25 protein-coding genes and 2 pseudogenes are annotated in these 26,746 nt (G+C 61.2%); 14 read left to right on the top strand and 13 right to left on the bottom strand.

The window, feature by feature from the left end; genetic code table 11:
- Nucleotides 1–39 precede the first annotated feature (39 nt).
- From KVY02_RS07575 to KVY02_RS18535, 3 genes are all read left to right on the top strand, one after another.
- Entirely contained in the window at nt 40–849 is an 810-nt protein-coding gene (locus tag KVY02_RS07575; protein WP_218314894.1) for an MASE1 domain-containing protein, read from the top strand.
- The gene (locus tag KVY02_RS18305) at nt 840–971 is read left to right on the top strand and encodes a hypothetical protein (RefSeq protein WP_256357587.1); all 132 of its coding nucleotides are present in this window, start codon (nt 840–842) and stop codon (nt 969–971) included. Before KVY02_RS07575 ends, KVY02_RS18305 begins: the two co-directional genes overlap by 10 nt.
- Before the next feature lie 81 nt (nt 972–1,052).
- Nucleotides 1,053–1,220, top strand: coding sequence for a hypothetical protein (locus KVY02_RS18535; RefSeq protein ID WP_371317419.1), 168 nt, complete (start codon nt 1,053–1,055; stop codon nt 1,218–1,220).
- Here KVY02_RS18535 and KVY02_RS07565 read toward each other — a convergent pair.
- Nucleotides 1,203–1,856 carry a TetR/AcrR family transcriptional regulator gene (locus KVY02_RS07565; RefSeq protein ID WP_218314892.1) on the bottom strand — a complete coding sequence of 218 codons (654 nt, stop codon included), beginning with the start codon at nt 1,854–1,856 and terminating at the stop codon, nt 1,203–1,205. The two genes, KVY02_RS18535 and KVY02_RS07565, sit on opposite strands and share 18 nt — an antisense overlap.
- A gap of 131 nt (nt 1,857–1,987) precedes the next feature.
- Between KVY02_RS07565 and KVY02_RS07560 the strand changes: the two genes are divergently transcribed.
- From KVY02_RS07560 to KVY02_RS07540, 5 genes and pseudogenes are all read left to right on the top strand, one after another.
- A complete protein-coding gene (locus tag KVY02_RS07560; protein ID WP_218314891.1) occupies nt 1,988–3,427 on the top strand; it encodes a coniferyl aldehyde dehydrogenase in 1,440 nt (479 codons plus the stop codon).
- A 118-nt stretch (nt 3,428–3,545) separates the two neighbouring features.
- Nucleotides 3,546–4,076, top strand: coding sequence for a hypothetical protein (locus KVY02_RS07555; protein ID WP_218314890.1), 531 nt, complete (start codon nt 3,546–3,548; stop codon nt 4,074–4,076).
- Between the two features lie 13 nt (nt 4,077–4,089).
- Entirely contained in the window at nt 4,090–5,682 is a 1,593-nt protein-coding gene (locus KVY02_RS07550) for a GMC family oxidoreductase (protein ID WP_218314889.1), read from the top strand.
- 121 nt (nt 5,683–5,803) lie between these two features.
- Nucleotides 5,804–6,283 (top strand): pantetheine-phosphate adenylyltransferase, encoded by a 480-nt coding sequence (coaD, locus tag KVY02_RS07545; RefSeq protein WP_081194025.1) that lies wholly within the window; start codon nt 5,804–5,806, stop codon nt 6,281–6,283.
- Between the two features lie 29 nt (nt 6,284–6,312).
- Nucleotides 6,313–6,540, top strand: a pseudogene (locus KVY02_RS07540) (YfhL family 4Fe-4S dicluster ferredoxin); the annotation flags it as partial.
- A 58-nt stretch (nt 6,541–6,598) separates the two neighbouring features.
- Here KVY02_RS07540 and KVY02_RS07535 read toward each other — a convergent pair.
- The 3 genes and pseudogenes from KVY02_RS07535 to KVY02_RS07525 all read right to left on the bottom strand — a co-directional run bounded on the left by KVY02_RS07535 (nt 6,599) and on the right by KVY02_RS07525 (nt 9,329).
- Nucleotides 6,599–7,895: pseudogene (locus KVY02_RS07535) on the bottom strand (ISL3-like element ISPpu12 family transposase).
- Nucleotides 7,896–7,916: 21 nt separating this feature from the next.
- Nucleotides 7,917–8,429, bottom strand: a complete 513-nt coding sequence (gene lspA, locus KVY02_RS07530; RefSeq protein ID WP_008609163.1) for a signal peptidase II — start codon at nt 8,427–8,429, stop codon at nt 7,917–7,919.
- 3 nt (nt 8,430–8,432) lie between these two features.
- On the bottom strand, nt 8,433–9,329 hold the full coding sequence (locus tag KVY02_RS07525; protein ID WP_218314888.1) for a cation transporter: 897 nt from the start codon (nt 9,327–9,329) through the stop codon (nt 8,433–8,435).
- Between the two features lie 95 nt (nt 9,330–9,424).
- Between KVY02_RS07525 and cadR the strand changes: the two genes are divergently transcribed.
- Complete coding sequence (gene cadR, locus KVY02_RS07520) at nt 9,425–9,832, top strand: Cd(II)/Pb(II)-responsive transcriptional regulator (protein WP_070461291.1); 408 nt, start codon at nt 9,425–9,427, stop codon at nt 9,830–9,832.
- A 161-nt stretch (nt 9,833–9,993) separates the two neighbouring features.
- On the opposite strand, the gene glpK is transcribed toward cadR, so the two are convergent.
- From glpK to KVY02_RS07490, 6 genes are all read right to left on the bottom strand, one after another.
- Nucleotides 9,994–11,478, bottom strand: a complete 1,485-nt coding sequence (glpK, locus tag KVY02_RS07515) for a glycerol kinase GlpK (protein ID WP_218314887.1) — start codon at nt 11,476–11,478, stop codon at nt 9,994–9,996.
- 135 nt (nt 11,479–11,613) lie between these two features.
- Complete coding sequence (locus tag KVY02_RS07510) at nt 11,614–12,372, bottom strand: DeoR/GlpR family transcriptional regulator (protein ID WP_016913669.1); 759 nt, start codon at nt 12,370–12,372, stop codon at nt 11,614–11,616.
- A gap of 103 nt (nt 12,373–12,475) precedes the next feature.
- Nucleotides 12,476–14,305 (bottom strand): SLC13 family permease, encoded by a 1,830-nt coding sequence (locus KVY02_RS07505; protein WP_218314886.1) that lies wholly within the window; start codon nt 14,303–14,305, stop codon nt 12,476–12,478.
- Between the two features lie 181 nt (nt 14,306–14,486).
- Complete coding sequence (locus KVY02_RS07500; RefSeq protein WP_218314885.1) at nt 14,487–15,296, bottom strand: enoyl-CoA hydratase-related protein; 810 nt, start codon at nt 15,294–15,296, stop codon at nt 14,487–14,489.
- Entirely contained in the window at nt 15,293–17,464 is a 2,172-nt protein-coding gene (locus KVY02_RS07495) for an acetate--CoA ligase family protein (protein ID WP_218314884.1), read from the bottom strand. The genes KVY02_RS07500 and KVY02_RS07495 overlap by 4 nt, the downstream gene beginning before the upstream one ends.
- Nucleotides 17,465–17,519: 55 nt before the next feature.
- Nucleotides 17,520–18,329 carry an enoyl-CoA hydratase/isomerase family protein gene (locus KVY02_RS07490; protein ID WP_026001668.1) on the bottom strand — a complete coding sequence of 270 codons (810 nt, stop codon included), beginning with the start codon at nt 18,327–18,329 and terminating at the stop codon, nt 17,520–17,522.
- Nucleotides 18,330–18,509: 180 nt separating this feature from the next.
- On the opposite strand from KVY02_RS07490, the gene KVY02_RS07485 reads away from it, so the two are divergent.
- Nucleotides 18,510–19,406: a MurR/RpiR family transcriptional regulator gene (locus tag KVY02_RS07485; protein ID WP_218314883.1), complete on the top strand. Its 897-nt coding sequence runs from the start codon at nt 18,510–18,512 to the stop codon at nt 19,404–19,406.
- Nucleotides 19,407–19,427: 21 nt separating this feature from the next.
- Here the strand turns inward: KVY02_RS07485 and KVY02_RS07480 are convergent, their stop codons facing one another.
- Nucleotides 19,428–20,405, bottom strand: a complete 978-nt coding sequence (locus tag KVY02_RS07480) for an NADPH:quinone reductase (protein WP_081137220.1) — start codon at nt 20,403–20,405, stop codon at nt 19,428–19,430.
- A 244-nt stretch (nt 20,406–20,649) separates the two neighbouring features.
- Between KVY02_RS07480 and KVY02_RS07475 the strand changes: the two genes are divergently transcribed.
- Nucleotides 20,650–21,414 carry a glycerophosphodiester phosphodiesterase family protein gene (locus KVY02_RS07475; protein WP_218314882.1) on the top strand — a complete coding sequence of 255 codons (765 nt, stop codon included), beginning with the start codon at nt 20,650–20,652 and terminating at the stop codon, nt 21,412–21,414.
- A 2-nt stretch (nt 21,415–21,416) separates the two neighbouring features.
- Entirely contained in the window at nt 21,417–22,277 is an 861-nt protein-coding gene (nfo, locus tag KVY02_RS07470) for a deoxyribonuclease IV (protein ID WP_218314881.1), read from the top strand.
- Here the strand turns inward: nfo and KVY02_RS07465 are convergent.
- Complete coding sequence (locus tag KVY02_RS07465; protein ID WP_016913660.1) at nt 22,247–22,834, bottom strand: helix-turn-helix domain-containing protein; 588 nt, start codon at nt 22,832–22,834, stop codon at nt 22,247–22,249. The two genes, nfo and KVY02_RS07465, sit on opposite strands and share 31 nt — an antisense overlap.
- A gap of 147 nt (nt 22,835–22,981) precedes the next feature.
- Between KVY02_RS07465 and KVY02_RS07460 the strand changes: the two genes are divergently transcribed.
- Entirely contained in the window at nt 22,982–24,208 is a 1,227-nt protein-coding gene (locus KVY02_RS07460; RefSeq protein WP_081194034.1) for a benzoate/H(+) symporter BenE family transporter, read from the top strand.
- A gap of 57 nt (nt 24,209–24,265) precedes the next feature.
- On the opposite strand, the gene KVY02_RS07455 is transcribed toward KVY02_RS07460, so the two are convergent.
- Nucleotides 24,266–24,715 carry a hypothetical protein gene (locus KVY02_RS07455; protein ID WP_081194035.1) on the bottom strand — a complete coding sequence of 150 codons (450 nt, stop codon included), beginning with the start codon at nt 24,713–24,715 and terminating at the stop codon, nt 24,266–24,268.
- A 251-nt stretch (nt 24,716–24,966) separates the two neighbouring features.
- Between KVY02_RS07455 and KVY02_RS07450 the strand changes: the two genes are divergently transcribed.
- Complete coding sequence (locus tag KVY02_RS07450; protein WP_218314880.1) at nt 24,967–26,697, top strand: proline--tRNA ligase; 1,731 nt, start codon at nt 24,967–24,969, stop codon at nt 26,695–26,697.
- The last annotated feature ends 49 nt before the right edge of the window (nt 26,698–26,746 follow it).

Below are 26,746 nucleotides of genomic sequence, written 5' to 3'. Positions count from 1 at the left end.
GTCAGCCAGTTTCGGCTTTTCTATACTGCCGAGTAACTTTTGACAGGATCGGCCCATGCAGTCTCCCGGACTCGCCAGCATCAGCTGACGCTGGCTGTGGCCTGGCTATCGCGCTTTACCTCGGTGGCCGGTGATATCTCGCTGATCTGGCCGGTTACCGGGCTGTCCGTTGCGGTGGCGCTGCTCTGGGGCCGCCTGGCAACCCTGAGCGTCGGGCTCGGCATGATCGGCTGGGCCTGGTTGCAAGGGCTGGCACCCGGGACCTGGCCACTGCTGTTTGCTGAAGCCTGCCTGCCCGGGCTGCTGGCCTGGTACTGGCCGGGCCGCTGGACCTTGAGCAACCATCGCGCCCTGAGCAACCTGAGCAACTTGTATCTGCGTGGCCTGCTCCCTGGCGCCACCAGTGCTGCCCTGTTCGGCAGTCTGGCGATTGTAACCAGCGGCGACTTTGCCGACTTCCATTGGCTGGATATCGCGGCCTTTTACTGGATTGCCAGCGCCATCGGGGTGCTCTTGTTCACCCCTCTACTTATAGCGTTGCGGCAACAGGGGTTGCGCATCCAGAGTGATGACTGGCGCTTCCTGCGGCAATGGCTGGCCTGCCTGTTACCCGTACTCCTGATTGCCTTTCTGGCCAGCCCGGAATACCGCTGGATTGCCAATTATCTGCTAGTGCCCATGCTGGTCTGGGCCAGTACGCACGCCTTGGCCGTGGCCTGTATGCGGCAGCACTGGAAGAGCCTATGCCTCAGGTTGAGCCCATTGTGTTCAGCTTTTATCAGCAGCTGGATAGTCGCCCCGTTTGCGCTGAGCACGCCAATCTGCTGCTGCGCCCCAGCATGGTGTTGATGCCGCGGGGCAAGGCCGGAAGCGCTGAACTGCGCCTGGCGGTGGAAGGCCTGGCCATGGCCGCCAATATGACGGGCAGCCGATTCTACCGCCTGCACCACGCTGAACATGCCAATCAGTAGCGCCTGCGGCAGAAAACCCTGCAAGAAGCCATCAAGGCCGGACTGCGCGACCGTGAATTTGTGCTCTATGCGCAACCCATAATGCCGCTGGCAGGTGCCAGTGGTGGTCGACACTGCGAACTCTTGCTGCGCTGGCAGACCGCCAGTGGCGATATTCTGGCCCCCGGCGCCTTCCTGCCCGCGGCCGAGCAGGCCGGGCTCTCACTCAGCAAAGCTGCAACCAGGACGACCTCAGTCGAGCCCCGGTAACGGCTGGTAGAAGTCTGCCATGGCCTGCTCGACCACGACGGCGGCCTCGGGAGTCAGCAGGCCGCGCTCCAGCGCCAGTACCTGGTGCACCCCGCGGCGCAACAGACGCTGGTCCAGCGGCTGGCCCGGCTCACTGCTGACCACCGAACAGACAAAGGACACCCAGTTGGTCAACAGCAGCCAGCTGTTGATCGCCATGGCCTGCGGGTCAGTCCGTTCGGCACACAGAATGCCGCCATCCACCAACCCCTGATAGATGGCCCTTCCCTGGGCAATACAGCGCTGGGCAAAGGGCCGAAAACGCGCTGACAGCGCCGGATCACTGATCAACAGGTGCTCCAGCTCCCGGTACAGGAAACGGTAGTCCCAGATGCCCTCAAACAGGGTTTCCAGGTAATGCACCTTGTCCTCGGCAACCAGGCTGCGCTCGCCCGGCAGTGCCAGGCTGTCAGCAATTTGCGCCTCGTAGCGGCTGAACAGTTCGGCGACTATCTGTTCCTTGTTACGGAAGTGGTAATACAGGTTACCCGGCGAGATCCCCAGGTGGGCCGCAATATGGTTAGTCGTGACCTGGCGTTCGCCCTGCTCATTGAACAACGACAGGCTGGCTTGCAGGATGCGTTCACGGGTTTTCATCTGGGCTTTTGCACCGGTTTGACAGGTTAGAGCATTTACTCTAGATTAATTTTCAGCATAACAATACAGCACCTGTGCCAACGCTGAAACCCGGCGCTGCTCAAGGCTGCTACCCGCCTACCGGAGACATTATGAACGCCGCGCAGCCAACGCCCGAGAGCACTGAAGCAATTGAGGCCATGCACAGGGTTTTCCAACAGCAGCAAAAGGCTTTTCGCGCCGCGCCCATGCCATCGGCAGAGCAGCGCATCAAGGCACTCCAACACTTGAAACAGGCGCTGCTCGAGTATCAACAGCCTCTGATCAGTGCAATCAATAGCGATTTTGGCCGCCGCAGCGCGGATGAAACCCTGCTGGCCGAGCTGCTCCCTTCGGTAGAAGCCATCAAATACACCACTAGACGACTCCGCGGATGGATGAAACCTTCGCGTCGACAGGTGGGTATGGCCTTTCAGCCAGGCAAAGCGCGGGTGGTCTATCAGCCACTGGGGGTGATCGGCATCATGGTGCCGTGGAATTACCCGCTGTATCTGGCCATTGGCCCTCTGGTCGGTGCACTGGCCGCGGGTAACCGGGCGCTGATCAAGATGAGCGAGTCCACGCCGGCAACGGCTACTGTTCTGCGACAGATGCTGGCCAGCTGTTTCGGTGAGGATGAGGTCGCGGTGATTACCGGTGAGGTAGAGGTTGGTCAGGCCTTCTCGAAGTTGCCCTTCGATCATTTGCTGTTTACCGGCGGTACCGAGATTGGACGCCATGTGATGCGGGCGGCGGCGGAGAATCTGACGCCGGTGACACTGGAACTGGGCGGCAAGTCGCCGGCGTTGATTGCTCCTGATATGCCGATCGCCGATGCGGCGGAGCGTATTGCCTTTGGCAAGGGGTTCAATGCCGGCCAGACCTGTGTGGCCCCCGATTATGTGCTTTGCCCGGAAGATAAGCTGGATGCTTTGGTTGATGCGCTGCATCAGGGGCTGAGCAGGATGTATCCGACGCTGCGCGACAATCCGGATTACACCTGGATCATTAACCAGCGGCAGTACCAGCGCTTGAGTAACTGGTTGCAGCAGGCGGAGCGTGAGGGTGCCCGGCTGATTCCCGTCAATCCGGCGAATGAGAATCTGGCCGATACACGGATTATCGCGCCGACGCTGGTGCTGGATACTGCGGATGGGATGACGCTGATGCAGGAGGAGATCTTTGGTCCGATTCTGCCTATCGTGCCCTACCAGAATCTGCAGCAGGCGCTGGACTATATTGCTGACCGCCCGCGCCCATTGGCGCTGTATTACTTCGGTTATGACCGCAGCGATCAGCAGCGCATCATGCAGATTACCCATGCCGGGGGGATGTGCATCAATGACACTATTTTGCATGTGGCGCAGGATGATATGCCTTTTGGTGGCATCGGCCCGTCGGGCATGGGGCATTACCACGGGCATGAGGGTTTTCTGACCTTCAGCAAGGCCAAGGGCGTTTACATCAAGCAACGCTTCAATGGTGCGCGGCCGATCTATCCACCCTATGGTGGAAAGATGCTGCAGTGGGTTTATAAGTTGTTTATTCGCTGAGATGGCGCTGGTGAGCGAATTGATGCAACAGCGCAGTAACCTATGTGCGCTCTGAGCGAAAAAACCGCAGATCGATAAAAAACAATAACAGTGGCCCAGCCACATTAGCGAGGTAACGATGTCCTCCATCACCCAGGCCCGGCTTAGCCGCCGGGAGTTACTCAAGTTGGGCGCCGGGGCCAGTCTAGTACTGACCACGGCCGGCATGACGGCCACCCTGACCGGCTGCAGCAGTAGTGAACCTGCCACGGATTACCAGGTGTTGCGCACTAGCGACCTGCCGATTCTGGGCGCGATTCTTCCCGCTCTGGTCGGCCCGCACCCTGCCATGCCGGCACAGATCCCGGCGGCCCTGCGCCAGCTCGACTGGAGCCTGGCGCATATGTCCACGCAGATTCATCAGGACATTCACGAGATGCTCGACCTGCTCAGCATGGGCATTACCCGTGGGCCGATGACGGGTATCTGGGGCAGTTTCGAGCATGCTTCACCGGAGCAGGTTCTTGCGTTTCTGGCACGCTGGCGCGATAGCCGGCTGGCTTTGCTGCGTGAAGGCCATGCTGCTTTGACGCAGCTGCTGTTGATGGCCTGGTATGCCTTGCCGGCAACCTGGGACAGCATTGAATACCCCGGCCCGCCGGCCATCTGATCAGGATACTTCCATGTCGATACCCGATATCTATACCCAGGGCATTGCCCGCGGCTGGCAGGTCACTGACGCGACCAGTCTGGACAACGACAGCCGCTTTGACGCCGATGTGCTGATCATCGGTACCGGTGCCGGCGGCGCGACCAGCGCCGAGATTCTGGCCCAGGCTGGGCTGCGCGTGCTGATGGTGGAGGAAGGTGGGCTGTTTACCTCCAGCAGCTTCAAGGGCAATGAGGCCAAGGCCTATGCCGAGCTGTATCAGGAAGGCGCTGCGCGTGCGACCAGCGACAACGGCATTGTGATTCTGCAGGGCCGGAGTGTGGGTGGCACTACCACAGTGAACTGGACCAGCAGTTTCCGCACCCCTGACGCGACTCTGGAGCACTGGGCCGACGCGCATCAGGTCGCCGGGTTGGACAGCGCCAGCATGGCGCCCTGGTTCCAGCGTGCCGAAGAGCGGCTGGGCATTTCGCCTTGGGCCGTGCCGCCGAATGCCAACAATGATGTGCTGAAAGCCGGTTGCGAGCAGCTTGGCTGGCACTGGGCGGTGATTCCGCGCAATGTGCGCGGCTGCGCCAATCTGGGCTATTGCGGTACCGGCTGCCCGTTGAATGCCAAGCAGTCGATGCTGGTAACCAGTGTGCCGGCGGCGCTGGATGCTGGTGCGCACCTGATTCATCGGCTGCGCGCTGAACGCCTGGTGTTCAGTGGTGACCAGGTTACCGGCGTTGAAGCCCGTGGCATGAACAGCACCCTGACCCGCGCCGATGGTCCGCGGGTTAGCCTGAGCGCCAAGCATGTGGTGCTGGCGGGTGGTGGTATCAATTCGCCCGCGCTGCTGCTGCGCTCGGAAGCGCCCGACCCCCACGGCCGCCTGGGCAAGCGTACCTTCCTGCACCCGGTGAATTTCTCGGTGGCGCAGTTCGACAAGCGCATCGATGGCTTTTACGGAGCGCCACAATCCATCTATTCCGATGAGTTCCAGTGGAGCAATGGCGCCACCGGGCCCATGGGCTTCAAGCTGGAAGTACCGCCCACCCACCCGAGTATCACTGCCGCAACCATTGGCGGGCATGGCCGGGAAAGTTTCGAGCGCATGCAGCGCCTGGCCTACAGCAATGTGATGATCGCACTGATGCGTGATGGCTTTGATGAGCAGAGCCAGGGTGGCAGTGTGCAACTGCGCAAGGACGGCAGCCCGACACTGGACTACCCGCTGAACGATTACCTGTGGGAAAGCGCGCGGCGAGCCTGGTTGGCGATGGGTGAGATCCAGTTTGCTGCCGGGGCCAAGGCGGTATTGCCGGCACACGCCCATGGCCGCCTGAGCCGTAACCTGGCTGACTTCAAGGCCCAGGTCGAGCAATTGAGCTACCGCATCTATGACGTCAACCTGGCCAGCGCCCACGTGATGGGTGGTTGCGCCATGGGGGAGGACCCGCAGCAAGCAGTGGTCAACAGTCAGGGCCGGCATCATCAGTTGAGTAACTTGTCGGTGCTCGATGGCTCGCTGTTCCCGACCAGCATTGGCGCCAACCCGCAGCTCTCTATCTACGGCCTGGTCGGTCGCCTGGCAACCCAGCTGCGCGACGAGTTGACGGCCTGAAACGCCGAGCAACCTGAATCTGTCAGGGCCTGTGCCCGACAGATTCCGTCTTGCCCGCTTGGCCCTGCCCAGACGTTGGGCTACCATCTGCAGTCCACGTCCTCGATTCTGGAATTGCCCGATGAATACCGCACTCTATCCTGGTACCTTCGACCCCATCACCAAAGGCCATACAGATCTGGCCGAGCGGGCGTCCAAACTCTTTGACCGGGTAGTGGTCGCCGTTGCCGCCAGCAACAAGAAGAACCCGGCCTTCGAGCTTGAGCAGCGGGTTGAGCTGGCGCGCGAAGTACTCAGCCACCTGCCGAATGTGGAAGTGGTCGGCTTTTCCTCCTTGCTCGCGCATTTCGTCAAGGAAGTCGATGCCAATATCCTGCTGCGTGGCCTGCGTGCGGTATCGGATTTCGAGTATGAATTCCAGCTGGCCAACATGAATCGCCAACTGGCGCCCCAGGTGGAAAGTCTGTTTCTGACCCCCTCGGAAAAGTACTCTTACATTTCTTCCACCCTGGTGCGTGAAATTGCCTCCCTTGGCGGCGATATTTCCCAGTTTGTGCATCCGGCAGTGCATGATGCCCTGCTCAAACGCTATCACGGCTGATACCACCCCGCTTTCCCCGGAGTATTTGTATGGCCCTGATCATTACCGATGACTGCATCAATTGCGATGTCTGTGAACCCGAGTGCCCGAACAACGCCATCTCCCAAGGTGAAGAGATTTATGTGATCGACCCCAACCTGTGTACCGAGTGCGTCGGCCACTATGACGAGCCCCAGTGCCAGCAGGTGTGCCCGGTGGATTGCATTCCGCTGGATCCTGCCCATGTCGAAAGCAAGGATGAGCTGATGGAAAAATACGGGTATACGGATTTAATGGTTGATGGGGCACCTTCACCCCATCAATCTGATACCACCCTCAGATGGTTGATAGATCGACTCCGTAGTTGAGTTCCTCTGCGAAGTCCGGCAGTCCGTAACCGATGGTTTTCTTGTAGAAAGGAGAGACCTTCGCAGTCGGTGCCTTCTTCTTGTGCTTCGTGGTGTAGAGCATTCGTGCCCGCATCACCTCGAAGGAGTAACCGCGCCCTTCACGGTTCTTGTCCTTGGCCAGTCGGTTGATGGACTCCGTGTAAGCGTTGGTGACGGGCATGTCCGTCTCGAAGTAGGTCATGGTCTCTTCGCGCCAGTTTCCCACTGCCCTGACCAGATCGCTCCAGACTTCCTTTTGGCCCTTCGGGATGGTGGCTATCCACTCGTCCAGGGCGGCTTCTGCCTGGAGCCGTGTGGTGGCGTCCCAGATGCCGTAGAAGCGCTCCTTGTGCTCGTAGGCGGCCAGCAGTTGCGGGAACGCGCCTGTCCAGGTCTCCATGATGAGGCGCTCCCGGTCTGAGACTTCGTGAGCGCGTTTCAGCAGGATTTTCCGGTCTCCCTTGAGAGTCCGGCTCTGGGACGGTTTCAGCTCCTTTCTGAGGCCCTTGCGCACTCTCTCTAGGGCATCGTTGGCCATGCGCACCACCGGCCACATGGAACTTATCGACCACGATACGGGCCTGGGGCAGCACAGCCTTGACCGCTGCCCGGTAGGGGTTCCACATGTCCATGCTGACGATCTCGACCTTCTGCCGGTCTTTCAGCTTCATCAGGTAGTTGGTCACCACGTCCTGGCTGCGGGTGGCCAGCAGGTCGAGCAGGGTTCGCTCCTCAATGTTGGTCAGAATGCAGCGGTAGCGCTTGTTCAGGTATAGCTCGTCAATGCCCAGGATGCGGGGCGTCTCGAAGCGGTGCCAGCGCCCGAGGAACTCGGCGCGGGCGTTGAAGATGTCGCGCACCGTCTTCTCGTCCAGGCCGGTCTGTGCCGCCACAAAGGTGTAGGGGTGGTTGAAGGATTCCTTCTCCACGTACTCATGCAGCCGCAGTGTCATACGGAATCCGTCCACCATCTCCGGTAGCTGGGGCCTGAATGTTGTCTTGCAGGCCCGGCAGGTGTATCGGCGGCGGACCACCCAGAGAGTGACCCGCTTGCCGTGGATGGGCAGATCACGATAGGGAACGTCACGCTTGCCGAACCGTACGAACTCACCCTGCACGCCGCATTCCTCGCAGGCGATGGGATCGGGCACGTCCACCTGGAAGTGCATTTCGTCGTCGGTTGATTTGCAGCCCAGTACTTGGTATTGCGGCAGGTGAAGGATGTTGTCGGGAAGTTCGGTCATGGTGTTGTATAGGCGTAGGTGTCAGTCAGATCCATCCGGCTCGGCATTGGTGTTTGCTTTTTTACCCAACAAGCTGCTGGAAACGAAAAGTAAGGCACCGAGGACAATTGCAATATCAGCCAGGTTGAAGGCCGGCCAATGCCAGTCTCGCCAATAGAAATCAAAGGAATCCACAACATAGCCGCGAAAGACCCGGTCAATCAGGTTGCCCATGGCGCCACCGAGGATAAGACTGTAAGCGATGGCTTCTCCTTTATGACGATTTTCAAGGATCAGCTTGATCAGAAAAATCGAGACCACTACCGCGATTCCGATAAAAAAGTAGCGCTGCCAGCCTCCACCATTCGCAAAAAGACTGAATGCGGCACCGGTATTCCATACGTGTACCCAGTTAAAGAATGAGGTCACTGAAATAGACTCGCCATAGGCCATTGATTGTTGCACCAGCCATTTTACGGCCTGATCAGACGCTGCCAGCAGGCCGGAGATGGACAACAGAGCGTACGGTGACAGATGTTTGCCAAAAATGGACATTGCTTAATCCTTGAGCGCCAGAATGCGTCTAGCACCGTTAAGCACAATTACCCCCGCGATGGTGCCGATAATCAGATCCGGATAATTGGACCCGGTCCACGCGACCAGGGCGCCGGCGGTGATGACCCCCAGGTTGATCACCACGTCGTTGGCCGAGAATATCCAGCTTGCCTTCATGTGCGCCCCGCCCTCCCGATGTTTGGATACCATCAGCAGACAGGCGGTATTGGCAATCAATGCGACGAATGCGATAGCCATCATCACCAGCGATTCAGGCTCACTACCGAATACAAAGCGTCTCACCACCTCTATGAGTACGCCAACAGCCAAAACCAGTTGGACCACACCAGCAACGTGCGCAACACGGACCTGCCTTTTCACGCTATGCCCAACCGCATAAAGAGCGAGTCCGTACACTGCCGCATCAGCAAAATTGTCCAGGGACTCTGCAATGAGGCCAGTTGACTGAGCCATCAGACCGGCAGTCATTTCCACCACGAACAGAAGTGCATTGATGCCGAGCAACCAGCGCAGGGTCCCGGATTCTTGCTTAGCAGAAGCTGCCGAAAACTCGGCGGCCTTGATGGTCTCCGGATTTGCAGCGACGGTTTCCTGAAGCGAGGCGCCTAGCCCCAAGGTCTTCAGTTTCGAGGTGACGGGCTCGACCTCGCCGTCATGCACGACCTTCAGCCGGCGGTTCGACAAGTCGAAGGACAGCGCCCGAATCTCCTCAAAGCCGTTCAGGGCTAGGCGAATCATTCGTTCTTCTGATGGACAGTCCATCTTCGGCACGGCATAAACACTGACCCATCTCCCTGGCGCCTCGGAGGAGGCCTGTATATCGGTATCCGCTGCGGACGTTGCATCACCGCCACAGGCGCCACCACAGGATTTGCTCATGATACGACTCGACTTGAACAATGTTGTGGTACCATTTAAAACTATAAAGCTACTATAAGGTCAATAGAGTAAAGAATCCGTTGGGGAGGAGGCTGATGCGCATTGGTCAGTTGGCGCAGTTGGTAGGGGTCGAAACACAGACGATCCGCTTCTATGAACAGCAGGGCTTGTTGCCGCCGCCTGATCGGCAGGACAACGGTTACCGTGTCTATACCGAGAAGCATGGTGAGGGGCTGGCCTTCATCCGTCGCTGCAGAATCCTGGGCCTGTCACTGGCTGAGATTCACGAACTACAGAGCTATCAGGACGACCCTCATCAGCCTTGTACCGCCGTCAACGCCTTGCTCGATGATCACATCTCTCATGTGCGGTCGCAGATAACCGCTCTGCAAGCGCTTGAGAAACAACTCGTTTCACTGAGAGCGAGTTGCAACGATGACCGGGAAGTTGAGGCGTGTGGGGGTCTTGCTGGAATTAGCGAAGGAAACATGCACCAGCAGTAGGTGAAGCATCAACCAGATAATCCGATGAGATGCCGGTCTGTCTCACTCTCATGCAAAGGTAAGATCAACCATTTAATCCGCTTACCCATAAAAAAACGCCACCCTTGTTTGGGCAGCGTTTATTGTTTGAATCCAGGCAGCAAATAGGCGCGATATAGAGGCTACGTGGAGCGCACGCGGGAAACGGCATCCAACCAGCCCTGATAAAGCTGTTCGCGAGTCGCCTCCTCCATGCTGGGCGTGAAGCTCTTCTCGCAGCGCCACAGCTGTTCTATCTCTTCCAGGGTGGCGTACCACCCCAGCCGCAGCCCAGCCAGATACGCCGCCCCCAGCGCCGTGGTTTCCAGAATCGTCGGTCGATCCACCTGCACGTTGAGCATGTCGGCCAGAAACTGCATCACCCAGCTATTTTTCACCATGCCGCCATCGACACGCAGGTTGCCTGGCGCGGCATCCATGTCATCGTTCATGCAGAGCTGAAGGTCTCGAGTCTGGTAACACACCGCCTGCAGCCCGGCCGCGACGATTTCGGCGATCCCGGTGTCTCGGGTCAGGCCAAAAATGGCGCCGCGGGCCTTGGGGTCCCAATGGGGGGCACCCAGCCCGGTAAAGGCAGGCACCAGGTACACGCTGTGCCCGCTACGGGTTTTCTGGGCCAAGGCTTCGGTTTCCGAGGCGTCGGCAAACAGGTTCAGTCCGTCACGTAGCCACTGCACGGTCGCCCCGGCCACGAAGATACTGCCCTCCATGGCGTAGGTGGGCTGGCCATTGATCCGGTAACCCACGGTGGTCAGCAGGCGGTTGCGAGATACCGACGGCGTATCGCCGGTATTCACGATCATGAAACAGCCCGTGCCGTAAGTGCTTTTGCCCATGCCGGGTTTGAAGCAGGCTTGCCCGACCAGGGCTGCCTGCTGGTCACCCGCAACCCCGGCGATGGGCAAGGCAGCCCCCAGCCAGTGGGCTGCCATCGTGCCAAAGTCGTCGCTGGAGTCTTTCACGTCTGGCAGCATGTTGTCGGGTACGCCGAACAGCGCCAGCAGCTCATCGTCCCAACGCTGCTCATGAATGTTGAACAGCGCCGTACGCGAGGCGTTGGTGGCATCAGTGACGTGCTGTTGGCCTTCGGTCAAGCGCCAGATCAGGAAGCTGTCGATGGTACCGAAGGCCAGCTCCCCCTTGGCCGCCCGTTCGCGAGCGCCCTCGACCCGATCGAGTATCCAGGCCAGCTTGGTGGCAGAGAAGTAGGGGTCGATCAGCAGCCCGGTTTTGGCCTGCACCGCCTCGGTATGGCCCGCGTCCCGCAGCGCCTGACAGCGTTCGGAGGTGCGCCGATCCTGCCAGACAATGGCGTTATAGAGTGGCTTGCCCGTGGCGCGATCCCATACCACCGTGGTTTCTCGCTGGTTGGTGATGCCGACACCGTCTATCTGTTCGGCACTGACCTGGGCCTTGGCCAGCACCTCTCGGCAAGTCGCCACCACGGAGTCCCAGATATCCTCCGGGTCGTGCTCGATCCAACCATCCTGGGGAAAGTGCTGGGGAAACTCCTGCTGGGCAACGGCCGCTACCTGGCCCTGGCGGTCGAAGAGAATGGCACGCGAGCTGGTGGTACCTTGATCGATGGCAAGAATGAAGGAGGACATATCGTGTTCACTTTGTTGTAGGGTTCTTTCGATTTTGTCGGTTTTGTTTCGTTTTATTATGCTCCAAGGCTACGCCAGCGGCTCGCAATGCTCAAGTATGAAACTTGCCAAGGTGGCGACGCCTTTCCCGCTGGGTCAGGCGATGTGCAGCGCCACATCGTGCTGGGTAAGCAGACGGGTAATCGACTCCGGCGGCCGACGGTCGGTGAACAGCGCATCCAGTTGCGAAAGATTGCCCTGACGCACCACCGGGTTACGGTGAAACTTCGAGTAGTCGGCGGCAAGATACACCCGGCGAGAATTGGCGATAATGGCTTGGGCCACGCGCACTTCCTGATAGTCGAACTCCAGCAGCGAGCCATCTTCATCGATACCACTGATACCGATGATGCCGTAATCCACCTTGAACTGATTGATGAAGTCGATGGTGGCTTCACCGATGATGCCGCCATCCCGCGAACGCACCTGCCCCCCGGCGATAATCACCGTGAAGTCTTCCTTGTGCTGCAGGATGGCAGCCACGTTCAGGTTGTTGGTGATGATTTCCAGCCCCTGGTGCTCCAGCAGCGCCTGGGCAATCATCTCGTTGCTGGTACCGATATTGATGAACAGTGAAGCATGGTGAGGAATATGCTGGGCCATGCAGCGGGCAATCCGCTCTTTCTCTTCCAGGTGCAGCGTCTTGCGCGTGCTGTAGGCGGTATTCACCGTGCTCGACTCGACCCCTACACCGCCATGCACGCGCCGGACGCGCCCATCATTGGCCAGGGTATTCAAATCACGCCGGATGGTCTGGGGCGTTACCGCAAAATGTTCGGTCAGTTGCTCGATGCTCATGTAACCATGCTGGCGCACCAGCTCGACAATGGCATCCTGGCGATACTGCTGGTTCATAAGCCCGGCCTGTTCGTTATTGATTGATCCATGTGCGTAATAGATTAGCAAAATTTTCGATAATCGATCACGCGAACATGGCCAAAAGCCGATGAGGTATTGCTTATAGTGGCCAGACCCACAGAATCATCGGTATCGTCACGCACATCACCACCAGCGAAAGCGGCAATCCCAGCTTCCAGTAATCACCAAAGCGGTAGCCCCCTGGCCCCAGCACCAGGGTGTTGGACTGATGACCGATAGGCGTGAGGAAGGCACAAGAGGCGCTGACGGCCACCACCATCAGGAAGGGGTCCAGGGAAACGTCGAATCCATTGGCCAGGCTGGCGGCAATGGGCGCCATCAGCAGCGCGGCAGCGGCGTTATTGACCACGTTCGACAGCAGCATGGAGAGCAGAAAGAGCCCCGCCAGGGAGACGATCACCGGCCACTCCAGGCCAAAGGTCAGCAGCGCGTTGGCAATGATCGCTGCCCCGCCGCTGGTTTCCAGCGCTTCGCCCACGGGCAGCATGGCCGCCAGCAGCACGATCACCGGCCCGTCGATGGCCTGATACCCCTCTCGCAGCGGCAGCACGCCGATCAACAGCGACACCAGCGCCGCCGTGCTCATGGCCACCGCAGCGGGCATCAGATCCAGCAGCATGGCGATAATGGCGAGCACGAAAATACCGATAGAGAGCAGCAGTTTGCGCGGCTGGCCCAGGTTCAGCTCGCGGTTGGCCAGCGGCAGGCAGCCCAGCGTGGCCAGGCTGTCGGCGATCTCGTTTTCACTGCCCTGCAGCAGCAGGACGTCGCCGGTTTGAAAGCGAATGTCACGCAGCCGCTGCTTGAGTCGGGCGCCGTCACGGGCCACCGCCACCAGATGCAGGCCAAACTGATGATGCAGGCGCAGTTGGCGCACGCTGCGATTGACCATCATCGAGTCGTTGCGCACCACCGCCTCGATCAACTGCAGCCCTTCGGTATCGACCGGTTGGCGCTCCTTCGCCGCTTGCTCATCGCTTTCGTCTTCTTCGGCGTCGTCAGGCTCGGCAATGACGCTCAGGCCCACCTTGTCTTCCAGCAGCCTCAATTCATCGGGGCCTGCCTCCAGCAGCAGGATATCGCCCTCGCGCAGTACGCCGTGGAAACGGTAGCCTGCCCGCCGGTCATCGTCGCGCACCACCGCCAGCACGGGAATGGTCTCTTCCAGCTCGTCGCGCAGCTGTTGCAGCGTCAGTCCGTTGGCTTTAGAGGCCTCGCTGACCTTGAGTTCGACCAGGTAATTGGCGGTGTCGAACATGTCATCACCCGCCGACTGGGCATTGCGTTTGGGGGTGAATCGCCAGCCCACCAGCACAATGAAGGCCAGACCCACCAACGCCACCGCAGCACCCACGGGCGTAAAGCTGAACATGCCGAAATTTTCGCCCGTGATATTGCCACGATACGCCGAGATGATGATGTTCGGCGGAGTACCGATCAGGGTGGTCAGGCCGCCCAGCAGCGAGCCGAACGCCAGCGGCATCAACAGCAGCGAGGGCGAAGTATCGTGTTCTCGCGCCAGGCGCATGGCCACCGGCAGCAGCAGTGCCAATGCCCCAACATTGTTCATGACCCCCGACAACAGCACCACCGTGCCCACCAGCACCAGCAGCTGCAGCAGCAGCCGCTCCCCGACCTTGAGCACCTGATGGGCAATGACGTCCACCACCCCTGAGCGTTCGAAACCACGGCTCAGCACCAGCACGGCGGCAACGGTGATCACCGCCGGGTGGCCAAAGCCCATGAACGCATCGTCTGCGGGTACCAGCCCCAGCATGACCGAACCCAGCAAGGCCGCCAGGGCCACCAGATCATAGCGAAAACGCCCCCAGACAAACGCCGCCAGGGTGAGTCCAAGAACTACAAACACCAACGTGCTGGGCGCAAGCCCCAAACTTTCCATGGACATAGAGTGCCATCTCCCTGAGCGTTACAGCGGCGCGACTCCCTCCGCCATCTTCTCATTACATTAGACGATCACAAGCAGGCCGTACAGCCTCTGAACAACCGTCATTCACTGCGCAGGGAGCCGCAAAACGCTCGGCAAAACCGAGCGTTAGAGGCGTACCAGGGGATGTGCAGGTTCAGCGTCAGGCGGGGCGATGCAGGCGCTCCAGCAGGCGTTCGACGGCCTCCAGGTGCTCGGGCTCGTTATGGCACAGCCCTTGGAACACGGCGCAAACGTCCAGAAAGGCTTTCAGCTCCATGTCCGGTGCCATTTTCATCAGCCGCTTGGTCAGGCGCGTGGCCTTGGGGGGCTGGCTGGCCAGACGCGCTGCATGGGCCATGGTAGCCTCCATGAGCTGTTCAGGCTCGACCACTTCCAGCACGACGCCGTAGGCAAGCGCCTCGTCGGCATCGATCACGCGGCCCGACAGGGTCAGTTCGAAGGCACGCTGATAGCCGATCTGGCGCTGCAGGAACCAGGCACCGCCATCGCCGGGAATGATGCCCAGATTGAGAAACGTCTCGCCGAAGCTCGCCTTGCGGGAAGCAATACGTAAATCCGCCATATTGGCCAGGTCGAACCCGGCACCGATGGCCGCACCATTCACGGCGGCAATGATCGGCACTTCCACCTGGGCAAGCGCCAGCGGCATGCGCTGAATACCCTGACGATAACGCTCGGCGACTTCTGCCACGTCGCCAGCGAAGTCGCCGCTGCGGTTGGCCATGTCCTTGACATTGCCGCCTGCACAGAAGGCGCTGCCTGCCCCTGTGATGACCAGCACCGATACCTCTGGGTAAGCATTGACCCAACGAGCCGTGGCCACGATGTCATCCACCAGTGCCGTGCCGGTCAAGGCGTTGCGCACGTCATGGCGGTTCAAGGTCAGCGTGGCGACCCGCTCGTGCAGCGTCAGGGAGGCATCGGTCAAGCTGGGCAACGTCATCGTCATTGGTCGCGCTCCACGATAATGCGGGCATCCACGATGGCATACCCGGTAGGGTGCCCCTGCGGATAGGCCAGCACGGGGTTCAAGTCGAGTTCCTGAATCTCGGGGTAGGCCTCCACCAGCCGCGAGACCTGCATCAGCAGAGCCACCAGGGCCGGTTTGTTCACACCGGCAGCGCCGCGCACGCCGTCGAGGACTTTCTGCGCCTTGATCTGTTCCACCATGGCGTAGGCATCCCGCTCGCTCAGCGGCAGAGCCCGGAAGGCAACGTCTTCCAGCACCTCCACGAAAATGCCGCCCAGGCCAAACATCACCACCGGCCCGAATACCGGGTCACGGAACATGCCGATGATCACTTCGACCCCCGGCTGGGCCATGGGGCTCACCAACACGCCTTCGAAGCGGGCCCGAGGGTCGTAGGCATGGGCATTGTGCTGGATGGTCTGAAACGCCTCGCGCAGCGCATCTTCCCCGCTCAGGTGGAGTTTGACGCCGCCCGCATCGGATTTGTGCAGAATGTCCCGCGACACCACCTTCATGGCCAAGGGCTGCTGGCCGGCCTGTTCGATGACCGATGTCAGCTCATCAGCCTGGCTTACCCACCACTGGGGTGGCACGGCAATGCCGTGTTCGGCCAACAGTGCCTTGGCTTCGAACTCGAACAGGTCGCGCCCTTCCGCGCGGGCCCCAGCGAGCAGCGCGGCTCCCTTGGCCGTGGGCTGCCAGGCCGTCTCCAGGCGCCGAACCTGCGTCAGGTACTCGCCTCGCTCGCCCAGCGCCGCCAACACCCTGACCGCGTGTTCGATGGAGGCATACACCGGCAGCCCTGATTCATGCAGGTGGCGTAGCGCAGGCGGCTTGATGGGCGCGTACAGGCTGTACACCACCAACGGCTTTTCGCTGCCCTGGGCCAACGCCAGCAGTTGCTTTGCCCCCTGCAGCTCATCGTCGGCCAGCGACTCGGAAAACCGCAGGCTGTAGCCACCCAACATGCCTACCAGGAAGACGCTGTCGACGCCGGGGTCGGCCATCACGATCTCGACGCAGCGAGCCAGCAGCGACGGACGGGCATCCGAGGAGCCCGCCACATCCACAGGGTTGTCCAGCGCCGCCTGAGGAAGCAGCACCTCCTCCAGAGCATGACGCGTTGACGGTGCCAGCGTCGCCAAGCTCAGCCCGGCTTCGGCGAGCCGGTCGGCGGCGATGGTGGCCTGGCCGCCGCCGTCGGAAATCACCACGACCCGCTTGCCGGGCGCCTGCTGCAATTGCCCCAGGCCTTCGGCAACCGGCAGGATCTCGTCGGAGTACTGCACCACGCTGACACCCACCTGACGCAGCAGGTCTACCGTCATCTGGTAGCTGCCTGCCAAAGCGCCGGTGTGCGAGCTGGCCGCTTTTTGCCCCTGCTCGGTGGCGCCGGATTTGTACACCACCACCGGCTTGTGCGCCGTGACCTGGCGGGCCACGTCCAGAAAGCGCCGTCCATCCCGAAACCCTTCCACGTACAGGGTCGCCACTCGGGTATGCGGGTCCTCACCGAGATAGCGCAGGTAGTCGTTGAAACCAATGTCGCTTTGGTTACCGGGGCCAATATAGCTACTGAACCCCACCTGGCCGTTATGCTGTGCTTCCAGGGCCAGCGCCAGCAGCATATTGCCCGATTGCGAGACGATACCAATATCGCCTGCCCTGACATTGGTCAGGTCCAGCAGGTTGATGCGCTGATGCAGGTTGAACAGACCGGAGGTGTTGGGGCCGATGATGCGCACCCCATGCGCCTCGGCCGCCGCCATCATCGCTTCCTCCAGGGCAGCACCCGCCGCCCCGGTTTCGCCGAACCCGCTAGCCAGCACTACCGCGCCCTTGATCCCCTGACGGCCACATTCGGCAATCAGCGTCGGTACACTGGCAGCCGGGGTACACAACAGAGCCAGCTCCGGCGTACCCGGCATGTCCGCCAGTGAGGGCCAGGCCGGAATGTCGAGGATCTGCTCCGCCTTGGGGTTGATGGGGTAGATCGCCCCCTCATAGCCGCCCTTGATCAACCCCAGCAGGGCTTTATAGCCGCGCTTGGTCGGGTCGGCAGAGGCACCGACAATAGCGATACCCGTTGGGGAAAGCAGTGTGTGCAGCGGGCTGCGGGAGCCGTGTGATTCGTTGAAGCGGTTCATGACGTGACCTGTAGGGCGAAACGGACGATAAAAGGATTGCAGGGTGGCAGCCGGCTCATTTGCCCTGAAAACGCGGGGCACGTCGTGCGGCAAAGGCATCGACCCCTTCTTGCCAATCGTCGGTGATCGAGCAGGTAAACACGGCGTCCAGCTCCTGCTGAAGCTGGCTTTCCATGCTGGTTTCGCTGGCGCGATTGAGCAGCGGCTTGAGCATCGCCATGGAGACCGGCGCCTGCCCGGCCAGCCGAGTAGCCAGCGCCTGGGCCTGGGCCATCAGCTCGGCTCCCGGATGGTTGGCCAGTGCCAGACCGATCCGAGTGGCCTCCACGCCATCGATGCGGTCGCCCAGATACAGCAGGCGGCGCGCCTGGCCCAGACCCACCCACTGCGGCAGACGCTTCGAAACACCGCCCCCGACACAGGTGCCAATACTGGTTTCCGGAAAGCCGATCTGGGCATCCTCAGCCATGACGATGAAATCACAGGCCACGGCCATTTCTGCCCCCGCCCCCAAGGCATAGCCATTCACGGCCGCCACCACCGGCTTACCCAGCTGGTCGATGGCTTCACAGACATCATTGCCCAACTGCAGATAAGCCCGCCGCTGAAACAGCGAGCGCTGTGCACTGCCATGGGCTTTCATGTCCGCGCCGACACAAAAGGCGCGTCCCTCTCCGGTCAGGATCACCGCTCTTACCTGCGCTGCGCGCTGGGCAAAGCGCAGGGCATCGAGCAGCTCTTCATAAAGGGTTTCAATCACCGCGTTCAGCCGGTGGGGTCGGTTGAACCGCAGGGTCAGCACGTGTTCATCCAGAGAGATCAGGAGCGTTTCATAGGTGGGCAGCGCGGGCGCGTCGGCAGACATGATGCTGTTGGTAACCTCGTTCGGAAAAAACAAATAAGGAAACGATTGTTCCTTTAAATAGAAAAAGAGAAACAAACGTACTGCCGAACGATAGGACACTGCTGGGGGATAATCAATACATTCGTGACAAAAACATTTATCATTGGCACAAACGTTTTACACTTCATCAAAGAGAGCCCCATGCCTGACCACGCCACCCGCCCTGCGCCCGACCTGGAAAGCGTCCACCGGCAGCTGGCCGAGCACTACGCCAAGCTCAGCCCACAGCTCAAACGGGCGGCCAGCTATGTGTTGGAACACCCGACGGAAATGGCGTTTCAGTCAGTGCGTAAAACGGCCCAGGCCGCGTCGGTGACGCCTTCCACTCTGGTCCGGCTGGCCAAGCGGCTGGGCTTCGAGAGTTACGAGTCGTTTCGGGAGGTTTTTCAATCGGCGGTGCAGGCCGCACCGGTCGAGCTGAGCGGCCGTGCCAGTCGGCTCAAGCAGCAGGTGCGCAACCCGCAAGAGGCGCTGTTCGTGGAGGTGGGTGATGCCGCTTTCGACAACATTGGCAGGCTCTTCACGGCGGATAATCAAGCGCGGGTAAAAGACGCCGCCGAGCGCATACTGGCGGCTCGCCGGGTAGCCGTGATCGGCTTTCGCGATACCTTTGCTTGCGCCTACCACTTTGCCTACGTGGGGCGTATCGCCATGCCCGACGTGACGCTGATTCGCGGACAGGAGGGCGGGCTCCTGACGGAGCTGGCGCCCTTCGACGAACAGGACGTGGTGGTGGCTTTCGGCTTCGAGCCTTACTGCGCCGAAACGGTCAAAGCGCTGGAGATTGCCCGCGCCAACGGCGTGCAGGCCATCGTGATCACCGACACCCTGCGCTCACCGCTGGTGCCTGGCGCCAGCGTGACGTTCACCGTCGCCAACGCCACGCCTCACTTCTTTCCGTCGCTGCTCTCAGCCATCACGCTCAGCGAAGCGATTCTGGCCGAGTGCGTAGCCGTCGGCCCCGACCAGCTGGTGGATAACGTGGCCAGCTTCGAGCGGCGCATGCGCCAGCTGGGGGCCTATGTCGACGTGGACTAGCCCCCGGCTCAGGCGAGCGACTCAGGGCAGCAGAATGGTCGAGCCGGTCGTCTTGCGGCTCTGCAGCGCATCCTGGGCCTTGCCTGCTTCCTGCAAGGGGTAGCGGTTGGCGACATCGATGCGAATCTTGCCGCTTTCGATCATGGCGAAGAACTCTTCGCACATCATTTCCAGCCGCTCGCGGGTATCCGCATAGCCGTTCAGGCTGGGCCGCGTGACGAACAGCGATCCCTTTTGATTCAGGATACCGATATTAACGCCGTCCACCGGGCCGGACGCGTTACCAAAGCTGACCATCAGCGAGCGCGGCTTGAGACAATCCAGCGACATCTCCCAGGTGTCCTTGCCCACGGAGTCGTACACCACATCACACATTTCACCGTTGGTCAGCTCGCGCACCCGCTCGACGACGTTCTCTTCGGTGTAGTTGATGGTGGCCCAGGCGCCATTGGCCATGGCCAGGTCAGCCTTCTCCTGAGAGCTGACGGTGCCGATCAGCTTCACGCCCAGCGCCTTGGCCCACTGGCAGGCAATCGAGCCCACGCCCCCGGCCGCCGCGTGGAACAGAATGGTCTCGCCGCCCTTGAGCGGCTGGGTTTGACGCAGCAGGTACTGCACCGTCAAGCCCTTCAGCATACTGGCCGCCGCCGTTTCGAAGTCGATGAAATCCGGCAGTTTGACCACCTTGGCCGCGGGCAGCGTGTGCAACTCGGCGTAGGCACCCAGCGGGCCCTGGGCATACGCCACGCGGTCACCTACCTTGAGATGCGTGACGCCCTCGCCCACCGCATCGACGATGCCTGCGCCCTCGGTGCCCAGGCCAGAAGGCATGCTGGGGGCCGGGTACAAGCCCGTGCGAAAATAGATATCGATGAAGTTCAGGCCAACGGCCTTGTTGGCGATACGGACTTCACCGGCAGCCGGTGCGACAGGCTCGACCTCGGCCCACTCGAGTACGTCGGAGCCACCGGTAGTGGAAAATTGAATACGCTTGGACATCAAAAAACTCCTGTGATTGGCGATGGGGTATCGCTTGTTATGAATTATCGTTTGCCGTGAATGATCGCGTTGAATACCGCTGACCGAAAACACATGACGGGGACGGCACGGGCCCGCTATCCAACCGCGTCGGGGCGCTGAAATCAAGTCGTCCAACCCTCTGGCCGACACACGCCTGTCACGGGTACATGCTAGACTAAGGGCCATTTTATAACACGCCTGGTCACCACAAGACGGATCGTCCATGACCCATCCTGCCATTGAAGTACCCACCCTGATTGCCCACCGCGGCTACTCTGCGGCCGCCCCCGAAAACACCCTCACCGCCGTGCGCGCCGCTCATCAGGCGGGGGCTCGTTGGGTTGAGCTGGATGTTCAACTGCTGGGGGACGGCATGCCCGTGATCTGGCACGACAGCGATGTAAGCCGCTGTTCGGACGGGCGCGGCGAGCTGGCCAGCATGACCTGGCGCCAGGCCCAGGCGCTGGATGTGGGCAGCTGGTTCGGCGACCGCTTTGCGGGGGAACGCATGGCCAACCTGGAGGCCATGCTGGCGCTGCTGAATGAGCTGGAAATGGGCGTCAATCTGGAAATCAAGGTCAACAAGGGGCGCGACCCCATTGCCCTGGTCGATGCGGTGCTGCCCATGCTGCTGGCAGCGCTACCTGCCGAGCGCTGCATCGTCTCCTCTTTTGACGGGGCCGCACTGGCCCACAGCCGTCGGCATGCGCCCCGAGAAGCTCTCGCCCTGGGCGCGCTTTACGGCAGTTTGCCCAAGCAGTGGCGCGCCCAATGTGCCGCCATCCAGGCGTTCAGCATTCACCCCCACTGGCCCCGGCTGAAGCGCACCCAGGCCGCTGCCATGCGCCGGGATGGCTATCAGGTCCTGTGTTATACCGCCAACGATCCCAGTGCGTTTCAAAGCCGCTGGGCCTGGGGCATCAACAGTGCCATTACCGACGAACCAGCCGCTTTCCAGCGCTATCTCGACAACCGAAAAGAAGGATGACAATGAAGTATCTTGGTGCCCATGTCAGCGCGGCCGGTGGCGCTGATCAGGCCGTGCAGCGCGCGGTGGAGATCGGAGCAACGGCGTTTGCCCTGTTTACCAAAAACCAGCGTCAGTGGCAGGGCAAACCGCTCACTGACGAGGCCATCGCAGCCTTCAAGCAGGCGTGCCGCGTCCATGGCTTCGCGCCAGAGCAGATCCTGCCCCACGACAGCTACCTGATCAACCTGGGGCACCCTGAGGCAGCAGGCCTCGACAAGTCGCGGGCCGCCTTCATCGATGAGATGCAGCGCTGCGAGCAGTTGGGCCTGACGCTGTTGAACTTCCACCCCGGCAGCCATTTGAACAAGATCAGCGAAGCCGACTGCCTGTCGCGCATTGCCGAATCCATCAACCTGGCTCTGGATGCCACTCAGGGCGTGACCGCGGTCATCGAAAACACCGCAGGCCAGGGCACCAACCTGGGCTGGCGCTTCGAACATCTGGCCAGCATCATCGAGCAGGTGGACGACAAGCGCCGGGTCGGCGTTTGCATCGACACCTGCCACGCCTTTGCCGCAGGCTACGACCTGCGCAGCGCCGAGGCGACCCGCGCCACGCTGGACGAACTGGGCAGCGTGGTGGGGTTCGAGTATCTGCGCGGCATGCACCTCAACGATGCCAAAAGCGACTTCGCCAGCCGTGTGGATCGGCACCACAGCCTGGGGCAAGGCAACATTGGCCTGGCGGCCTTCACCACGATCATGCAGGATGCGCGCATCGATGGTATTCCCATGATTCTCGAAACCATCGAGCCCGAGATCTGGGCCGAAGAGCTGAATTGGCTGCGCGCTCAGGCCCCGGAGGCCGCCCCCGGCAGGTAGTGAATCACATCGTGAAAGCGTAACCGCGACGTACCGTTGTTGCGCATGGCGTGGGGCCGGTCCGCGAAAAAGCGCAGCCCCTCGCCAACACCCAGGGTTTGCCAGCGCTCGTCGATGCGCAGCTCCATCTCGCCTTCCACCACCACGATGTGCTCCACCACGCCGCTGGCATGGGCCGTGGACTCACTCATGGCCCCCGGGGCCAGCTCGATCAGAAACATCTCGAACCCCAGCAGGGGGTCGTAGGGGAACAGCAGGCGCGCCTGCATGCCCGCGCTGTCATCCCCCCACACCGACTCCCACCCATCCCGATGCAGCTCGCCCAGCGCGGGCTTGTCACTGTCGAACAGGGTAGAAAACGACACCCGAAAGCCGCTGGCGATCTTCCATAAGGTGGCCACCGTGGGGCTCGACTCCCCACGCTCGATCTGTCCCAGCATCGCCTTGCTGACACCGGTTTCACTGGCCGCACGATCGAGGCTCCAGCCCCGCTCCTTGCGCAGCTGTTTCACCGTTCCTGAAATATGCTCGGCAATGGTATGCGGCGTTAAAGCCATGCGACTCTCCTGACGGTCGGGTTCAGATAGCGGGGCTGGTCGAATGGCTATCATGCCAGAAAATGGTTGTGCGTCATAACGCACAATGTTAGCGTGGCCATCCGTGCGCTATAGCGCACACTCAACATAACCACGTGGGAGCCACCCATGGACACGCCAACGACGCTGCCCTCTTCATCATCTGCCTCGCCTCATCTATGGCGGGACATGAGCCTGTCTACGCTGATTGCCGGTTTCGTCGCCGTCATCATCGGCTATACCAGCTCCGCCGCGATCATTTTCCAGGCGGCCGCCGCTGCGGGCGCCTCCACGGCCCAGATCAGCTCCTGGCTATGGGCGCTGGGCATCGGCATGGGCATCACCTCGCTGGGGCTTTCGCTGCGTTACCGCATGCCGCTGCTGACCGCCTGGTCGACGCCGGGAGCCGCCTTTCTGGCCACCAGCCTGCCGGGAATTCCTATCGAAGAGGCCATCGGCGCGTTTCTGTTTTCGGCGCTGTTGATCACGCTGTGCGGTGTCACCGGGCTGTTCGAGCGTTTGATGCGCCATATTCCCGGCGCCATCGCCTCGGCCCTGCTGGCGGGCATTCTGCTGCGTTTCGGGCTGGAGCTGTTCAACGTCATGGAAAGCCAGTGGCTGCTGCCGCTGGCCATGCTGGCTGCCTGGGTCGCGGGGCGGCGTTGCTGGCCCTCACTGGCGGTGCCGGGAGTCCTGCTGGTGGGCGTGGGGCTGGCCCTGTGGCAAGGCCAGATCTCGACCCAGCCGATCCCGCTGGCGCCTACGCTGCCGGTCTTTACCGCCCCGGTATTCAACCCGATGACGCTGATCAGCATCGGCATTCCGCTGTTCGTCATCACCATGGCGACCCAGAACCTGCCCGCCGTCGCCGTCTTGCGGGCGGCAGGCTATCGCCCCAACAGCTCACCGCTGATCACCTGGACCGGTGGCGCCACCCTGCTGCTGGCGCCGTTTGGCGGCTACGCGCTCAACATGGCGGCCATCAGTGCGGCGGTATGCCTGGGCCCAGACGCCCATCCCAACCCCAGGCGGCGCTACACCGCCGGGGTGGCTGCCGGGGTCTTCTATATCGCCATGGGCATCTTCGGAGCCACCGTGACCGGGGTGTTCAGCGCCTTGCCTAGCGTTCTGGTGATGGCACTGGTGGGCATTGCCCTGCTGAGCACGCTGGGCACGGGCCTCGCGGGCGCTTTCGAGAAGAGCGAACAGCGCGATGCCGCCATCGTGACCTTCCTGCTCACCGGTTCCGGCGTGACGCTACTGGGACTGGGCGGGGCTTTCTGGGGCCTGGTGGCGGGGCTTGTGGTACTCAAGATCAGCACATTCAGCGCCCGCGCGCACCAGAAGGATCGCTAAAAAAACGCCCCGCCATCGTGGATGGCAGGGCGTCTATCGGCCAGCGGTGTACGGTGGTTACATCACCGCTGGTTCCATGTTGGCCAGGCGCTCTTCATCGAGCACGCCGGACATGCGCACCATGGCCAGCGCTTCATCCAGACTGCTCATCTCTTCGATGACCAGCAGCTCGTTCTCCAGCGTTACCGGCTGACCGGCCTTGTCGGACAGCAACTTCTCCAGCGAGGCCACGTCCATGGCATCGTCGAGATGATGAATATCCACGGACGCACTGTTCTCGCTGGGCAGGTAGATAGTGCCGTTGGAGAAGTCCACGGCGTAGGCGATCACGCCCGGCACGATGAAGAACAGCAGGCCAACGCTATTGGCAATGGCGACCACGGGGTCGACATCACCGCTCAGCTGGCCTTTGCGTTCCGGATAGAAAAGCGTACCGCACCCGCTCAATGCCACAATGGAGACACCAACGACCGCCCCCGTCAACCAACGGCGCACTGCTTGCTGCATGGAGGTTCCCTCGGAATTTTCAATGTAACGATAGCCATCGTATGAAGTGACACGCTTGTTATAGGCGCAGGCTATCGCGTTACAAAACGGGTCGAGTTTAGCATATTTCGTGCTAAGCACACGCCCTGACGTCTACACAAGATTTTGCCGCCTTCCCCGCTTGGCCGTACAATGCCGCTTTCAACGCTGGATTAAGCGCAACGCGCTTCTCATACTCAGCACCATCGACAACCCAAGGAATGCTCACGCCCATGCGCGCCAGCCAACTATTGATCGCCACCTTGAAAGAAACCCCGGCCGACGCTGAAGTCATCAGCCACCAGTTAATGCTGCGCGCCGGTATGATTCGCCGTCTGACCTCGGGCCTGTATACCTGGCTGCCGCTGGGCCTGCGCACGCTGCGCAAGGTCGAAGCCATCGTGCGTGAAGAGATGAACCGCGCCGGGGCCCAGGAAGTACTGATGCCCGCCGTACAGCCCGCCGACCTGTGGCAGGAGTCGGGCCGCTGGGAGCAGTACGGCCCCGAGCTGCTGCGCCTGACGGACCGCCACGACCGCGACTACTGCGTGGGCCCCACCCATGAAGAGGTCATCACGGACCTGGTGCGCCGGGAAATTTCCAGCTACAAGCAGCTGCCGGTGAACTTCTACCAGATTCAGACCAAGTTCCGCGATGAAATTCGCCCCCGTTTCGGCGTCATGCGCTCGCGTGAGTTCATCATGAAGGATGCCTACTCTTTCCATCTCGATGAAGCGTCGATGAAAGAGACCTATCAGGCCATGTACGATGCCTACACGCGTATCTTCACGCGCCTGGGGCTCGACTTCCGCCCGGTGATTGCCGATAACGGCTCCATCGGTGGCACCGGCTCTCATGAGTTCCATGTGCTGGCCGACTCCGGCGAAGACGATATCGTCTTCTCCAACGCTTCCGACTACGCCGCCAACATCGAAAAAGCCGAAGCTTTGCCTGCCCCGTTGGGCAGCCAGGTAGAGCGCAGCGCGCCCAGCGAAGAGATGCGTCTGGTCGACACCCCCGATGCCAAGACCATTGCCGCCCTGGTCGAACAGTTCAACCTGCCTATCGAAAAGACCCTCAAGACGCTGATGGTCCACGCCGCAGAAGGTGGCCTGATTGCTCTGCTGGTGCGTGGCGATCACGCGCTGAACGAGGTCAAGGCGGAGAACCTGCCGCAGGTCAAGGCACCCCTGACCATGGCCAGCGAAGAAGAGATTCGTGCAGCAGTAGGAGCCGGCCCGGGCTCCCTGGGCCCCGTGGGCCTTGACATGCCGATCATCATCGACCGCAGCGTGGCGCTGATGAGCGACTTCGGCGCGGGCGCCAACGTCGATGGCAAGCACTACTTCGGTATCAACTGGGAGCGCGACGCCCCCCTGCCCCAGGTCGCCGACCTGCGCAGCGTGGTAGAGGGCGACCCCTCGCCGGATGGTCAGGGCACCCTGCTGATCAAACGCGGGATCGAAGTGGGCCATGTGTTCCAGCTGGGCCAGAAGTACTCCCAGGCCATGAATGCCAGCGTACTGGGCGACAGCGGCAAGACCAGCCACCCGTTCATGGGCTGCTACGGCATTGGCGTGACCCGTGTGGTTGCTGCTGCCATCGAGCAGAACCACGACGATGCAGGCATCATCTGGCCCAACGCCATCGCGCCTTTCCAGGTGGCACTGGTGCCCATGAATGCCCACAAGTCTCAGCGGGTGCGTGAAGAGTCTGAGCGCCTCTACCAGGCACTCACGGCGGCAGGTCTGGACGTGCTGCTGGATGACCGCGACACTCGTCCCGGCGTCAAGTTCGCCGACCTGGAACTGATGGGCGTGCCGCACCGCCTGGTGATCGGCGACCGTGGCCTGGACAACGGCGAGCTGGAGTACAAGGGCCGCCGCGACAGCGACGCCACCATGGTGCCCGCCGACACGATCGTCGAATTCCTGCGTGAAAAAGCGGGCCTGGCACAGGGCTGATCGGCCCTTCATGGTGGACGGCCTGACGCGAGCCCTGATGATGGGGCTC

The sequence above is a fragment of the Halomonas sp. 18071143 genome (assembly GCF_019211725.1).
GTDB lineage: Bacteria > Pseudomonadota > Gammaproteobacteria > Pseudomonadales > Halomonadaceae > Vreelandella > Vreelandella stevensii.
The sequence above is the reverse complement of the archived record's forward strand: the minus strand, read 5'-3'. Positions and strand labels throughout refer to the sequence as shown.